Origin of the sequence: Chitinophaga niabensis (assembly GCF_039545795.1) — a bacterium.
GTDB lineage: Bacteria > Bacteroidota > Bacteroidia > Chitinophagales > Chitinophagaceae > Chitinophaga > Chitinophaga niabensis_B.
Window position 1 is genome coordinate 1,000,146 of sequence record NZ_CP154260.1, and the last position, 16,382, is coordinate 1,016,527.

General features: G+C 46.0%; 9 protein-coding genes. 8 read left to right on the top strand and 1 reads right to left on the bottom strand.

All coding sequences use genetic code 11. From position 1 onward, the window contains the following. A complete protein-coding gene (locus tag AAHN97_RS04200) occupies positions 1-1,167 on the top strand; it encodes an efflux RND transporter periplasmic adaptor subunit (protein ID WP_343306305.1) in 1,167 nt (388 codons plus the stop codon). 2 nt (positions 1,168-1,169) lie between these two features. Continuing rightward, a complete protein-coding gene (locus AAHN97_RS04205; RefSeq protein WP_343306306.1) occupies positions 1,170-3,632 on the top strand; it encodes a heavy metal translocating P-type ATPase in 2,463 nt (820 codons plus the stop codon). A 24-nt stretch (positions 3,633-3,656) separates the two neighbouring features. Here AAHN97_RS04205 and AAHN97_RS04210 read toward each other — a convergent pair whose 3' ends face one another. Continuing rightward, a complete protein-coding gene (locus AAHN97_RS04210) occupies positions 3,657-4,088 on the bottom strand; it encodes a response regulator (RefSeq protein ID WP_343306307.1) in 432 nt (143 codons plus the stop codon). A 156-nt stretch (positions 4,089-4,244) separates the two neighbouring features. Here AAHN97_RS04210 and AAHN97_RS04215 point away from each other — a divergent pair, with 156 nt between their 5' ends. The 6 genes from AAHN97_RS04215 (at position 4,245) to AAHN97_RS04240 (ending at position 16,380) form a co-directional block, all read left to right on the top strand. Beyond that, positions 4,245-10,352, top strand: coding sequence for a HAMP domain-containing protein (locus AAHN97_RS04215; RefSeq protein ID WP_343306308.1), 6,108 nt, complete (start codon positions 4,245-4,247; stop codon positions 10,350-10,352). A gap of 34 nt (positions 10,353-10,386) precedes the next feature. Then, entirely contained in the window at positions 10,387-11,601 is a 1,215-nt protein-coding gene (locus tag AAHN97_RS04220; protein ID WP_343306309.1) for a sensor histidine kinase, read from the top strand. Between the two features lie 51 nt (positions 11,602-11,652). Further along, entirely contained in the window at positions 11,653-12,027 is a 375-nt protein-coding gene (locus tag AAHN97_RS04225) for an SPW repeat domain-containing protein (protein WP_343306310.1), read from the top strand. Further along, on the top strand, positions 12,021-12,194 hold the full coding sequence (locus AAHN97_RS04230) for a hypothetical protein (protein ID WP_343306311.1): 174 nt from the start codon (positions 12,021-12,023) through the stop codon (positions 12,192-12,194). Before AAHN97_RS04225 ends, AAHN97_RS04230 begins: the two co-directional genes overlap by 7 nt. Positions 12,195-12,424: 230 nt before the next feature. Next, a complete protein-coding gene (locus AAHN97_RS04235) occupies positions 12,425-14,152 on the top strand; it encodes a hypothetical protein (protein WP_343306312.1) in 1,728 nt (575 codons plus the stop codon). Positions 14,153-14,169: 17 nt separating this feature from the next. After that, a complete protein-coding gene (locus AAHN97_RS04240; protein WP_343306313.1) occupies positions 14,170-16,380 on the top strand; it encodes a hypothetical protein in 2,211 nt (736 codons plus the stop codon). Positions 16,381-16,382 lie beyond the last annotated feature (2 nt).

Here is a 16,382-nt window from a genome sequence, read left to right on the forward strand (position 1 = left end):
ATGAAGTATTTCATCATCATCATTATAGCTATTTTTTTAACTGCCTGCGGGAGTGTTGAAAAAAAACAACCGGAGGAAAAAGAAGAACATGCGCATCCGAAGGAAGAGGGTAATACGGCCACACTTACCGAAGAGCAAATGAAAAGCATCGGCATTGAACTGGGCAGTATTGAGAAGAAACAATTGACAGCTTCACTGCGTGCCAATGGGATACTAAAAGTACCGAATCAGAACAAAGCCAGTATTAATTCCGTTTATAATGGAGTAGTTAAGACTTTACTGGTGCAAACGGGGAGCCCTGTTACCAAAGGGCAGGTGATTGCAACGATCTCTAACCCGCAGTTTATACAGGTGCAGGAGGAATACATGGGTATCAATGCAAAGATCCGGCATGCGGAACAGGAGTATAACCGGCAGAAAGAATTGAACGAAGGGAATGCCGGTGCGCTGAAAAACCTGCAGGCCGCGGAAACAGAACTGAGAACGGTGCAGGCAAGAAGGGCCGGATTGAAACAGCAGATAGAGCTGATGGGCATTAATCCTTCTTCACTGGCTAATGGGAAACTGTTCTCTGTTATTTCATTGAGAAGTCCTATTGACGGCGTGGTAAGCCAGGTGTCTGTTAACCTGGGCAGTTATGTGGATGTGAGTACCCTGGTAGCAGAGATCGTTGATAACAGCCAGTTGCATCTCGACCTGTTTGTGTATGAGAAGGATCTGCCGAAGTTAAAGAAGAACCAGGTGATCCATTTTACACTCACCAACAATCCGGGCAGAGAGTATGATGCAGAGATATTCTCCCTGGGATCATCTTTTGAAGGAGAGAGCAAAGCAGTGAGCGTACATGCCATGGTGAAAGGGAATAAATCAGGGTTGATAGATGGAATGGGCATCACGGCATTGATCAGCCTGGAGAAGGCGGTAGTGCCTGCTGTACCCACAGATGCTTTGATCAATGCACAGGGGCAGGATTATATTTTTATCGTTCGTGGTAAAGATGATCATGGTATGGACTTTGAAAGGATCCCGGTTGCAAAAGGTACCACAGATGTAGGTTATACAGAGATAACACCATTGAAAGATATTCCCGCCGATGCGAAGGTAGTCGTGAAAGGCGCTTTCTTCATCTTGGCGAAACAAACTAATTCAGGCGAACATGCACATTAATTATGGAAAAGATTAAAATAGACCTTGATCTGCTGCTGCCGGAAATCCCTGATGAGAGGGATGCCTGCGTGCAGCGCATCATCAGCATGATGCAAAATCATAAGGGGATTGCAAAAGCACATCTGTTACCCGGTAATGGAAAAGATGAAGCGAAACTTTGTTTCCATTTTGATCCTGATCAGATATCGTTGGAGCAGATACAAACATATGCCCGGGAAGCAGGCGCTGCTATCACTAAACAGTATGGCCACCTGATGGTGGAAGTGGAAAAGATCAGGGAGATGATGGTGGCTGGTGTTGTGGAAGGGCAGTTGAAGAAAGTGCCGGCATTGGTGGATGTATCTGTATCTGCCACAGGGAATATCCGCATTGAGTATGATCAGACCCTGATGGATAAAGAGGGCGTGTTGAAGGAGGTCCGGCAACAGGGTTTGAAGGTAAAGGAAGTGAAGGTGGGAGTTGGAGGAGGAGATGGACATGGAGGTGAACATCAACATGGAGATGTACGTACACATGGAGGTGCGCGCGAACATAAGCATGCTCATTCGCACGATCATTCTGAATCACACGATCACGGTGATGGCCATGACCATGATCATAACCACGGAAACAGCAATGCCCCGGCCTGGAAAAGTTACCTACCTGCCATCATCAGTTTCACCATGCTGATAGCAGGTATCATAGCAGACAATTACACTACCTTCCCCGGATGGGCGAGACTGATCTGGTACGGCATTGCATACATCCCGGTTGGTGTACCCGTTGCCGTTACAGGATTTAAGTTACTGATGAAGGGAGACATCTTCACTGAATTCATCCTGATGACGATCGCTACACTGGGGGCCTTTTACATAGGTGAATATCCTGAAGGCGTAGCCGTGATGCTTTTTTATACAGTAGGCGAGTTATTCCAGGATGCTGCTGTGAACCGTGCTAAAAGAAGTATTAAAGCATTGCTGGATATCCGTCCGGATACGGCGATGGTATTAGTGAACGGTACTTATAAGGAAGTAGCGCCCACAGATGTGAAAGTAGGTGATACCATACAGGTGAGAGCTGGTGAAAGAGTTCCCCTGGATGGAGAAATGCTGAGTGAAGGCAGTGCATTTAATACAGCCGCACTTACAGGAGAAAGTAAACCTTCCACCATCCGCAAAGGAGAAACAGCATTGGCTGGTATGATCAACCAGGAGAAAGTAATAGAACTGAAAGTGACCAAACTGTTCAACGACAGTTCACTGGCACGCATATTAACCCTGGTGCAGGAAGCTACCACCCGCAAAGCAAGAACAGAACAGTTCATTCGCCGTTTTGCACGCATCTATACGCCCATCGTGGTTTTCCTTGCCATAGGTATTGCATTGCTGCCGTATTTCTTTGTAGCCAACTATGTATTCAACGACTGGTTGTACCGCTCACTGATCTTCCTCGTGATCTCCTGTCCCTGTGCCCTGGTGATTTCCATTCCGCTGGGTTATTTTGGTGGGATAGGGGCTGCGTCCCGGAAGGGCATCCTCTTCAAAGGATCTAATTACCTGGACCTTATGACGAAGATCACCAGCGTGATCATGGATAAAACCGGCACACTTACAAAAGGTGTATTTAAAGTGCAGGAAGTAAAAAGCTATGACCTGCCGGAAGAAGAATGGCTCCCGCTTGCAGCAGCATTGGAAAGTAAATCCACGCATCCTGTGGCACAGGCCATTGTAGCACATGTTAAAATGAATAACATCGCTATAGAAGACCTGGAAGAGATCAGCGGACATGGATTAAAAGGAAAAGCAGGCGGAAGAACAGTACTGGCCGGTAATGTGAAACTGCTGGAGAAAATGAATATCCCGGTAAGAGAAGAACTCCGCAGTATTACAGACACCATTGTTGCAGTAGCGGTAGATGGAAAACTCGCGGGATATGTAACCATCGCAGATGAAATGAAGAAGGACAGCAAAGAAGCGATCAATGCGCTGCATGGCATGAATATCAAAACCACCATGCTCAGTGGTGATAAACAATCAGTTGTAGATAAGGTGGCGACGTACCTGGGGATCGATCATGCATATGGCGATCTACTTCCTGAGAATAAAGTAGAAAAGGTGGAGCAGGCAAAAAAAGATACCGGTGCCATCATTGCCTTTGTAGGAGATGGTATTAATGATGCACCGGTGCTAGCCTTAAGTGATGTAGGTATTGCCATGGGAGGCCTGGGAAGTGATGCCGCCATTGAAACCGCAGATGTGATCATTCAAACAGACCAGCCCTCTAAGATTGCTACAGCTATCGGCATCGGCAGGGCTACGAACAGGATCGTATGGCAGAACATTGCGCTGGCATTTGGTGTGAAAGCAATTGTACTGGTACTGGGGGCCGGAGGTTTGGCTACCATGTGGGAAGCGGTTTTTGCGGATGTGGGTGTTGCCCTGCTGGCTATTCTCAATGCGGTGAGGATCCAGCGGATGAAGTTTTAATTTTTAAGGGAAAAGGGACGACTCTTATGCTGTTGGTTCCTTGATAAAAGACAACATATGTTTTGCAATGGAAATGAACGAAGCCATATCACTCGGCTTGATAATGTAATCCAGGATCCCTAATTCAAAACTAATAGATTTATGTACCGGAGAACTGGAAGTGCTCCACATTACTTTAGGTATCGACTGGTACCGCCTTTTCTGGTTCAATAGTTTAACTATCTCAACACCAGTGAGTTCAGGTAAATTGTAATCGAGGACAATCAATGCAGGCAACTCCTGGTCGGAAACACTGTCTAAATGTGTTATAAATTTCCGGCCATTTGTAATACTGACGATATCCACATATGGGTCGACCTCCCTTACGGCATATTCCAACATTTCCTGATCATCCAGATCATCCTCGGCCAGAAAGATCGTTCTTCTAGTATGGCCTAAAAATTGTATATGTTCCACTGTTGTTATGTTCGATACTCAAAAGTAATTATTGTACCGAATATCTTACAAAATATCATATGTAGTATGTGAAAATAAATGAAGTATCGTGAATAAGTGATACTTAAAAATACTTTTCAATATTAATATGAGTTGATGTCAACTAATATCTAGCAAATGGCCACCCGCAAAAGAACTGTTCAAACTTCTACAGCCAAAGGAGGAACTGTGGATAAAAATCCCCAATCCGCCACAAAGAAGTCCCAAAAACCGAATGAAATCTTTGTTGAGTCCTTACCTGATGAATTAAATTCCCGGGAATTATTACAGGTATTGTCTGAGATGAAAAGCGGCAATTTTACGGTCCGCATGCCGGTAGACAAAATAGGGCTAAGCGGAAAGATCTGTGATACCATCAATGAGATCATTTCCCTTAACGAAACCCTTGTGGAAGAACTGAACCTCGCGAGGAATACCATCGGAAAGGAAGGGAAACTGAATCACCGGGTGATGATGCCAAGAACGGCTAAAGGATCCTGGCATACAGCTGTAGGCTCCATCAATACGCTCATATCTGACCTTGTACATCCTACCATTGAAATAGCTCACGTGATCAGTTCCGTGGCAAAGGGTAACCTTTCCCGGGAAATGACCTTGCAGATAGGAGACCACGTATTGCAGGGAGAATTTGCACGGATCGCTACAGAGGTGAACGGGATGGTGAAACAGCTGAACCTCTTCTCCCGTGAGGTAACACGTGTGGCGCGGGAAGTGGGTTCCGAAGGAAAACTGGGCGGCCAGGCAAAAGTAAAAGATGTGGCGGGTGTATGGAAAGACCTCACGGATTCTGTGAACCAGATGGCAGGTAACCTTACAGCACAGGTGCGGAACATTGCAGATGTAACAACAGCGGTGGCGAAGGGAGACCTTTCTAAAAAGATCACAGTGGATGTGCAGGGAGAGATCCTTGAACTGAAAGATACTATCAATACCATGGTGGACCAGCTGAACTCCTTCTCTTCGGAAGTAACGCGCGTGGCGCGGGAAGTAGGTACAGATGGAAAACTGGGCGGCCAGGCAGAAGTAAAAGGGGTTGCCGGAACATGGAAAGACCTCACGGATTCCGTGAACCAGATGGCTTCCAACCTTACAGGCCAGGTGCGGAACATTGCGGAAGTAACAACCGCGGTGGCAAGAGGTGACCTTTCCCGTAAAATTACAGTGGACGTTAAAGGAGAGATCCTTGAACTGAAGAATACGATCAATACGATGGTGGACCAGCTGAACTCTTTCTCCGCAGAGGTAACACGTGTGGCAAGGGAAGTAGGTTCGGAAGGAAAACTGGGTGGCCAGGCCACCGTAAAAGGTGTGGGTGGTTTGTGGAAAGACCTTACGGATTCCGTGAACCAGATGGCCTCCAATCTTACGGCACAGGTGCGGAACATTGCAGAGGTAACAACTGCGGTGGCATTGGGTGACCTCTCCCGTAAGATCACAGTGGACGTGCGGGGAGAGATCCTTGAACTGAAGAACACTATCAATACGATGGTGGACCAGCTGAACTCTTTTGCATCAGAAGTAACGCGTGTAGCCCTTGAGGTAGGTACGGAAGGTAAACTGGGAGGCCAGGCAAAAGTACAAGGTGTGGGAGGAACCTGGAAAGACCTCACGGATTCTGTGAACCAGATGGGGTCCAACCTTACAGCACAGGTACGGAACATCGCAGAAGTAACCACGGCAGTGGCGAATGGCGACCTTTCCAAGAAGATCACGGTGGACGTTGCGGGAGAGATCCTTGAACTGAAGAAAACCATCAACACCATGGTGGACCAGCTGAACTCCTTTGCATCAGAGGTGACGCGTGTAGCCCTTGAGGTAGGTACAGAAGGAAAATTGGGCGGCCAGGCAAAAGTACAAGGTGTGGGCGGTACCTGGAAAGATCTCACGGAATCTGTGAACCAGATGGGTTCCAATCTTACGGCACAAGTGCGGAACATTGCAGAGGTAACTACTGCGGTGGCAAAAGGTGACCTCTCCCGTAAGATCACAGTGGATGTAAAAGGAGAGATCCTGGAATTGAAAGATACCATCAACACCATGGTGGACCAGCTCAACTCATTCGGCTCGGAGGTATTTCGTGTAGCCCGTGAGGTGGGTTCTGAAGGTAAACTGGGTGGGCAGGCAGACGTACCCGGTGTGGAAGGATTATGGAAAGACTTAACAGACTCCGTAAATATCATGGCCTCCAATCTTACATCGCAGGTGCGTAACATCGCAGAGGTAACAACCGCGGTGGCGAATGGAGACCTTTCCCGTAAAATTGAAGTGGATGTTAAAGGAGAGATCCTTGAACTGAAAAATACGATCAACACCATGGTGGAACAGCTGCGTGCTTTTGCATCAGAGGTAACCCGTGTGGCGCGTGAAGTAGGTACGGAAGGAAAACTGGGTGGTCAGGCAAACGTACCCGGAGTGGGCGGTACCTGGAAAGACCTTACGGATTCCGTGAACCAGATGGCGGGTAACCTTACGGCACAGGTTCGTAACATCGCAGACGTGGCCATTGCGGTGGCAAATGGAGACATGTCCAGGAAGATCACAGTGGACGTGCGCGGAGAGATCTTACAATTGAAAGAGACACTGAATACGATGGTGGACCAGTTGCGTGCATTTGCATCTGAAGTAACCCGTGTGGCGAGGGAAGTTGGTACAGATGGTAAACTGGGTGGCCAGGCATTTGTACCCGGTGTGGCAGGAACCTGGAAAGACCTTACGGACTCTGTGAACCAGATGACGGGTAACCTTACCTCACAGGTACGTAACATCGCAGAGGTAACAAAAGCGGTGGCATCGGGAGACTTGTCTAAAAAAGTAACGATCGATGTAAAAGGTGAGATCTTTGATCTGAAGAATACGATCAATACGATGGTGGACCAGTTGAACTCTTTTGCCTATGAAGTAACCCGTGTGGCGCGTGAAGTAGGAACGGAAGGTAAACTGGGTGGCCAGGCAGAAGTACAGGGTGTGGGTGGTACCTGGAAAGACCTTACGGATTCCGTGAACATGATGGCGTCCAACCTTACTAACCAGGTACGCGGTATCGCAAAAGTAGTGACCGCGGTGGCAACAGGAAATCTGAAACAAAAACTTTCTATCGTTTCCCGTGGTGAGGTTGCACAGCTGACGGAAACGATCAATGAAATGATCGATACCCTGGCGGTGTTTGCTGACCAGGTAACAACCGTGGCAAGGGAAGTGGGTGTGGAAGGAAGACTGGGTGGCCAGTCCAGTGTACCCGGTGCATCCGGTATCTGGAAGAACCTCACGGAAAACGTGAACCAGCTGGCAGAAAACTTAACCACCCAGGTACGTGCGATCTCTGCGGTAGCTTCTGCTGTAACGAAAGGAGACCTTACGCAAATGATCCGTGTGGAAGCAAAAGGGGAGGTGGAACAATTGAAAGATACCATCAACCAGATGATCGCCAACCTGAAACAAACCACTTTAAGGAATGAGGAACAGGACTGGCTGAAATCCAACCTTGCACAGTTCACACAAATGCTGCAGGGACAAAAAGACCTGAACACGGTAACCCGCAGGATCTTGTCCGAACTGGCACAGGTGGTGAATGCGCAGAAAGGTATGTTCTATATCCTTGAACAGGAAGAAGACCTGCACAATCCTAAACTGAAATTATTTGCGGCCTATGCTTATGGCGATGAAGTGAGCCTGGCCAGGGAATTTGCACTGGGCCAGGGATTGGTGGGGCAATGCGCTGTAGAGAAAGAAAGGATATTGCTCACAAATGTACCACCTGATTATATCAAGATCGGTTCAGGGCTTGGTGAGGCTTCACCACTCAACCTTATCGTACTGCCGGTATTGTTTGAAACAGAGATCAAAGCGGTAATAGAATTGGCCTCTTTCGATACCTTCAGTCAAACTCACCTGGACTTCCTTGGCCAGTTGACAGAGAGTATCGGTATTGTATTGAATACCATTGAAGCCAACTCCCGTACAGAAGACCTGCTGGAACAATCCCAGTCACTGGCAGATGAATTGAGAAGAACGAATGAAGAGTTGCAGGATAAAGCGCACCTGCTCGTGAAACAAAAAGAAGAAGTGGAAGGGAAGAACAAAGAGGTGGAAGAAGCCAGGCGTTCGCTGGAAGAAAAAGCAGAACAGTTGCAGCTTACTTCCAAATACAAATCTGAGTTCCTCGCCAACATGTCCCACGAGTTGCGCACACCACTCAATTCCTTACTCATCCTTGCGCAGCAGTTATATGAAAACTACGATGGTAACCTGAACGAGAAACAGGTGCGTTATGCGAAAACCATCCACAGCTGCGGAGATGACCTTATTCAGCTGATCAACGATATCCTCGATCTGTCTAAGATCGAATCCGGTTATATTTCTACTGACTTTATTAAAGTACGTTTCAACGAGGTGACCAGCTTTGTGGAAACTACTTTCAAACACATTTCCGAAAGCAAGAACCTGCGCTTCAGTATTTCTATGGATGAGCGGTTACCGCATTCCCTGGAAACGGATGTGCAAAGGCTGAACCAGATCCTGAAGAACCTGCTTTCCAACGCCTTCAAGTTCACGGAAAAAGGAGAAGTGAGACTGCGGATCTATGAGGCGGACAGGAACTGGAAGATCGTGAACAGCAGCCTGGATAATGCAGACAAAGTAGTGGCCTTTGAGATCAAAGACACGGGTATTGGTATTTCAAAAGACAAACAAAACATCATCTTTGAAGCTTTCCAACAGGCGGAAGGTTCCACCAGCCGTAAATATGGTGGTACAGGGCTGGGGCTTTCCATCAGCCGTGGACTGGCAGACCTTTTGGGCGGTTCCATAGAACTGGAAAGTGAAGCGGGCATGGGTAGTGCATTTACACTCTTCCTGCCGTTGCGCTACAACCCTTCTGTTATCAAAAAGGAGAAATCCAGCAGTCTTACCATAGGCGAATACAAATTGTCGGAGGATATGGACCTGCTGCAATCTGTGCCTACCATCAAAGTATCCGAAACAAAAGACCTGGAAGGGCTCAATGAGATCATCAATGATATCGGGGACGACAGGACACATATCTCTGAAACAGACAAGGTAGTGCTCATCGTGGAAGATGATGTGCGGTTTGCCAAGATCATGCTGGAAAAGGCACATGAAATGGGCCTGAAAGTGGTGGTGGCCACCAGCTTCGGAGAGGTGTTTGAACTCACCAATAAATTCAGTCCTATTGCCGTTACACTGGATGTAAAACTTCCGGATGCAAGCGGCTGGCGGATACTGGACCTGTTTAAGAACGACATCAACCTGCGGCATATTCCTATTCACCTCATTTCCGGGGAAGAGAACAGGTTGCTGGCCATGCAAAGAGGTGCCAGGAGCTTTAACCTGAAACCCCTGAAAACAGAAGTATTGGCAGTGCTGTTCAAGAATATCATCGATCAGGATACCAGGAAGAATAAAACAGTACTGGTAGTGGAAGACAGTGCACCGGATGCATCTCAGATAGCACGCATACTTGAGAACGGAGAACTGATCAATATAGAATTTGCGGAGAACGGTAAAGATGCTATGTATTTCATAGAGCATAATAATTATGATTGCATCATTGCAGATTACATGCTGCCGGATGTGGATGGTACAGATCTCTTTGCCAATATCCAGATGGTCAATAAGATCAATAACACACCGGTGATCATCTATTCTGCCAAAGACTTTTCCAAGAACGAAAAAACGAAACTGAAGCAGTATGCCAATAAAATATTGCTGAAGGATGTGAATTCACTGGACCTGTTGCTGGAAGAAGCGGTGATGCAGTTACACATCAACCATAATACCCTATCGCCGGAGAAGCGGAAACTAATTGAAGACCTCCGGACACAGAAGGATGTGCTGAGCAATAAAAATGTGCTGGTAGTGGATGATGACGTAAGGAACCTGTTTGCACTTACAACGGCGTTTGAAAGATACCATATTAATACCATCACAGCAGAGAGCGGAAAAGAGGCTATGAGCATCCTTGATGAGCATAATGAGATAGACATCGTACTGATGGATATCATGATGCCGGAAATGGATGGTTATGAAACCATGCAGAAAATACGAAGAGAGCATAAGAACAGTTCCTTACCTATTATTGCTGTTACGGCAAAAGCTATGAAAGGGGACCGGGAGAAATGCCTGGAAGCAGGAGCATCTGATTACATTACAAAGCCACTGAAGATCGATCAGCTATTGTCGTTAATGCGTGTGTGGCTTTACAAATGATTTTTTTCTAATTTAGCAATAATACTTAACAACTGTGCTGGAAAGAGATCCCGTTAAAATATTAATTGTTGACGACAGACAGGATAACCTCATGTCTATCGGATCCATATTGGAAAGGGAGAACTATAGTATTGTGCATGCTACTTCCGGCAGGGCTGCATTGAAAATATTATTAAAGGAATATGATTTCTCCCTGATCCTGATGGATGTGATGATGCCTGATATGAACGGGTTTGAAACAGCGTCTTTGATCTATGAAAGGGATAAGCTGAAAGAAATTCCCATCATTTTTATTACAGCACATAATTATGAAGAGGAATCTATTTATAAAGGTTACAGGGTAGGGGCGGTTGACTTCATTTATAAACCCATCAACCCTGAGCTGCTGCGCATCAAAGTAGGGCTTTTTGTGGAACTATACCGGAAAACGCAGTCCCTGATAGCACAGGAACAAAAGCTGCTGCGCATGAATGCCTCTTTGCAGAAAGAGGTGGAAGAAAGGGAGAATTCCGAAATGAAGGTAAGAGAACTGAACAGCCAGTTAATAAAGTCCAATGTGCATTTAACCGCTGTGAATGAGGAGCTGGACCGTTTTGCTTTTGCAGCATCGCATGACCTGCAGGAACCTTTGCGGAAGATCAGGGTATTCAGCGATCTGATCCTCAGCAAAAAAGGGAAAGATGAAGATGTGGAAAAATACATGGTGAAGATCACAAACGCCGCTGCCCGTATGCAGCAACTGGTGAATGACCTGTTGCGTTTTTCAAGACATGCTTTACAGGGGGGTGATTTTGTGGTAACGGACCTGAACACCGTGGTGAAAGAAGCGATGACGGAACTGGAAATGAAGATCCAGGCTACCAATGCCGTGATCAGGATAGATGCTTTGCCTTCCATTCCCGTGATCCCTGTACTGATGCGGCAGGTATTCTTTAACCTGCTGAGCAATGCCATTAAATTCAAACGGAAAGAGCTGCCGCCGGAAGTGCATATTTATGCAGAGAGTTCTCCCGAAAAGTACCAGGTATTTGTAAAAGACAATGGTATTGGCATTGATAGCCAATACCTGGAAGATATTTTCTCCGTATTTAAACGCCTGCACAGTTACCATGAAATAGAAGGTAGCGGCATTGGTCTTTCCATCTGCAAAAAGATCATGGACCAGCACAATGGTACCATTACGGCTACCAGTGTGGCAGATGTAGGTTCTACTTTTATCCTCAGTCTTCCTGAGCGGTTCAACGCTTAACAGCAGTAAACATTTGGTATATGATTTGAATAGGAAATTGAAAATTTTCTTATGCGTATCATTTCTACCAGAACACATGCCAGGCTGGATTACATGTATGGGATCCTGCTGATCAACGCACCCTGGATCTTTCGTTTTAATGACGGAACAGTTGCAGAATGGCTGCCTGTATTGATGGGCGTTGCTATGATCTTCCTTTCACTCTTTACACATTATGAAGGCGGTGTCTTCAGGGCTATTTCGTTTAAAACACATCTCTTGCTGGATATAACAGGCGGTTTAATATTGATGGCCGCACCCTGGTTATTCCGTTTCTCACATGAGGTGTTCCTTCCACATCTTGTACTGGGCGTTTTCCCCGTAGTGGTTTCCCTGGTAACTAAAACAGTGCCTTATAACAGGCGCATTGCATATAGCGTATGGTAGACAAGGATAAAAAAGATAATGAAGACAAAGAAGAACAACGCGAGGTTTCAACGGAACGCCAGGTGCCGGAGGTCAGGGAATCCGATCTTCCGGATACGGGCAGGAGTAATGTAAAAGATGCCGGGTTGGATGATGTGGAGGAAACAAATGATCTCGATACGAAATGATGTAACATCACTGCGATTTGTTAACTAACCGGGTTTTGATCTGAATAGATCAGAACCCTTTTTTTTGAAAAAATTAAAGTAAAGAGTACTTTTAAGGACTGATTGTGATGATTATGAGTGAATTAGCCCCGTTGATCCTTCATTTGCATCAGAATAACCGCCACCCCATTTTTGTTTAGCGGTTACTTGCTTTATTATTTTTATTAATATTATACTGTATATCTGATAATATGATCCCTGTAATTCCTTCCCTGCTCACCGGCGTATTGTTGCTGTTGATCCTGCTTATTGGCTGTAGGCTGGTATTCCTTTTATTCAGGTACCTGTTCTTCAGACCCAACATGTTTGGTGTCACCTTTGGTATGCGGCTTTTTACCATATCCGTATCCTGTTTCCTGTTCCGCGATTTCTTTTACGTGCTTTTCTGGGTACCCGTTTCTTTGATAAAGGTGCCATTGGAACAGTTGCTAAGTGGAATTGGGATGATGGTGGAAGCAACGGAAAAGATCGGTACAGACAAGGTATATATGTTGATCAAAAACGTATACAGCCTCCTGGCGGAAAAGACCAGGTACTTTACCCCGTATTTTTTAGGCGGCCTGTTAACAGCCTGCCTTTTACATGAAGTACTGAGGAGCCTTTTTTATGATGAAACCACCACCGATTACCAGATACGGAAAAGGAGCCTGCAATTTTATCATAGCAGTATCATCGGAGGCCCCAGGGCAGTAAAGCAGAACATTGCATTGTTCCTGCTCATGAGCGGAAGTTTATACCTCATTCTCTGTGTAACTATTGCCATTCCCTATAATAACAACTTCCCGGGCTACAATGATCAGAATAAGGATACATCGGTTTATAAGATAAGGATGGCTGAATCCGGTGAACTGAGTATGAGCATGAATACTTTTGGGCAGGATACGGTCCCGCTCAACCAGGCGATGCGGACCGCCAATACAGAACAATTAAGTGCATTGGCCAAAGACCTGTTAAGCCGGAACAATGGGCAGTTCGTGGGAAATATGGAAGAGCAGCACCGCTACCTGGTGAAACGGACGAATGAATTCAATAACTCCGTCAAAGAATTTGTAACGGCAAAAGAGAACCTTGTCAAAAATCTGAATGATAAACTGAAGGGGAAAGACGGATCTGTTAAACTCAGGTATACCTATTACCAGTTATTGCAGGAGTATGTGGGGAATGAGATCAGGATCAAAGAAGATATTTACCGCAGGGCACTGGTCAGGATCAACGATGACTACATGTTCTATGTAAAGGACCCCATTGCGCGTTATGCATCTGCCTACAGTGGTTTTGTTACTGACCTGAGGAGGCTGAAAGACGGTGATATTGTTCCGGCAGAACTATCCAATTACACCAGCACGAACTTTATTTTTTACCGGCAGCAGGGAGATGTGATGCCGGATGCTTCCCGATGGGGGCCGGAACCAATAGAACCTACTCCGGGTACAGATTGGGGCTGGCTGGGCAGAAGCGCCAGCTGGCTCATCAAGCCCAATGCACCTGATCTTATCTTACTGATCGGGATGTTCGGGTTCGGTATGCTTGGTGCAGCGATTTCAAGTTTTGTGAATATCCGCAGAAAAATTTCACAGAAGGATCCTTTGGTGGATAATCTATATATCGTGATCATCCGCGGTTTCTCTGCGGCAATTGTTATTTTCCTGGCTACCAAAGGAGGTATTGCCATTGTGAACAATGGCAGTAATAATCCTAACCCGCATGTGTTATTCCTGGCTTGCCTTGTTGGTGCTGTGTACAGTGAACGGATCTGGGAATGGGCAAAGAAGCAACTGGCGTTAAAAACAGACGGAGGCGCTGATCCTTTGCCTGCGGATGAAAATAAGGATGCCTATAATAAGGAAAGCGACCAGCCCCGTCAGCAGCGGTCTGTTATGGCTGCTCCCGATGAAGGCGCTATTACTCCTATCGATTAGAATAAATCCCTTTATAGATGAAAACGATTAAACTTGTTTGTTTACTAGTATTATTATCCGGCAGCCTGTTGGCGCAAGACAATTATTTTACTGAAGCTAAAAAGCTTTCCAAACTGGCAGAAACGGCATTGAAGGATGTAGTGGTTAAGCTTGATACAAACGGAAGACCTGTTTTAACAAGCGGAGGGGATAAAATGAATACCCTTTCCAAACACGTTCAGCAACTGGTAGCTGCGTCAAAGCAGGATGCATTTAAAACAGGTGCCCCTGCAGCAGGTCCGGTTCCTGTGCCTGCAGAAGGGGCTATCGGAGCACCTGCCGCCGCAGTCCCTGTGGCAGCAGCTCCGGTATTATTATCTGAAGAAGAGAATAAAACAATTGAAAAAGAGATCCTGTATGCTGCGTGGCTGCTGAAAGTGAAGAGCGAAGATGAATTGAAAAAGGTCCGTGACTTTCCTGCAAAATTTTTATTCCTGAAGGAAATTCAAAAAGCTATAGAGGTGTTTGTTGGTCAGTCAGCAGGAAACCCTACCAACTTTGCGTTTTCTGAATCTGCTATTATATATGGCATCACAGACTTTATCATCCGCCGTGGAAAAGAAGAACTGGTAGAGTCTTACCTGGAAGGCTGGTATAACCGCCTGAATGAAAGCGAGATCTTAAGCCCTTTATTGGTACAAACACTAAGCGTTACAAAAGCCTTCACCCAGGATAACGGGCTTGGCCTGGCCAAGTATGGTGATAAATGGAAAGCAGCCATGCAGGAGGACCTCCGGCGTATTCCTCACCTGTTAATGAACGAGCAATATGTAGACGTTCTGTTCAGCAAGATACCTTCCATACAGGATCCCACAAAGAAAGAACTGAAGGCTGCCATTATGGGTGGTGCAGACCTTACCTATCGCCTTTACCTGAAAGAACATGTGGTAAGTGCAGTTGCTTCCATTGCTGATGGTTACTGTGCCGGGCAGGATGTATTTAAAGACAATCCATTATTTAAAAGGATCATTGTACTGTCTGATATCCTGATGAAGGTGTCTGGTACGCTGGAGAATAATACCACCTATAAAGCCGTGAAGCTGGACGATGTGGAAACCCTGGATGCAGACAGTTGGATGGTGCTGATAAAACTGATGTATGCCAGGAATAACCGCCGGTTGGAATACGTGATGGATAGCCCTGCCAAACTGGATATTTTCAATGGCGATCTCTTTTCAAAAACAGAAGAGTTCCATTACCTCGTGAGAAAAGTAATTGCGCAGGTGCAAACGTATCAGAACCTGATCAGCCAGGCCGGAACGGGTAAACTCAGCTTTGACGACAGCCGCAAGTTATTTGAAGTTGCTTTTGGCCTGTTCACGCAAACGCAGCAGTTTATGAAATTCTTCAAACTGGAAAAAGATGATGTATTGTTCAAAGCCAGTATAGAACCTTACTTCCGGTATGCTCAGGAAATAGGAGAGGGCATTTCTACCCAGGAATATGGCAAGGTGCTGGATGGTGCGCTGGGTGTTTTTGCCATGCTCAATAAAGGCCAGAACAATCCTGATTTCGATAAGATGATCAGCAACCTTCAGCTTTATGGCAGCTTTATGCTCAACATCCTTTCTGCCGATAAACCGGAGCAGGTGGAAGCGGCTTTGGACGAACTGATCCCGAAAGGAAGATATCAGCTGAAGAATACAAAACAATTTGCAGTGTCCCTGAGTGCATTCCCTGGTGTAATGCTGGGTGCTGAGAACATTCGTAAATATCCTACAGATGCTTCCGGTGCTATCATTCCTAACCAGAATAAGAAAACGGCTACCAGTTTCTCTGCAGCACCTTATTTACCTATCGGGTTTGATTTCAGTTTTCATGTACGTTCCCAGAAAGACCTGGAAGAACGCGCAAAGAAAAATAAGTATGCCAGTATGAGTGTTGGCTTGCAACTGGTAGACCTGGGTGCTGTGCTGAACTATCGTTTGTCAGGAGACTCTACAGAATCCACTGCGCCGGAGATCAGCTGGAAACAATTGCTATCTCCCGGAGCACAGGTGATGTGGCATTTCAATAACAGTCCCGTTGTGTTTGGTCTTAGCTGTAATTACACACCAGAGTTAAGGAATATAGATCAGAAAGGTGTTACCTATTCCGCCAATGCCTTCAGGTTCGGTGTCTTTTTAGGCGTAGATGTAACCATCTTTAACCTGCATCTTTCCCGGAGGAATACCGGGCAGAAAAAATAAAC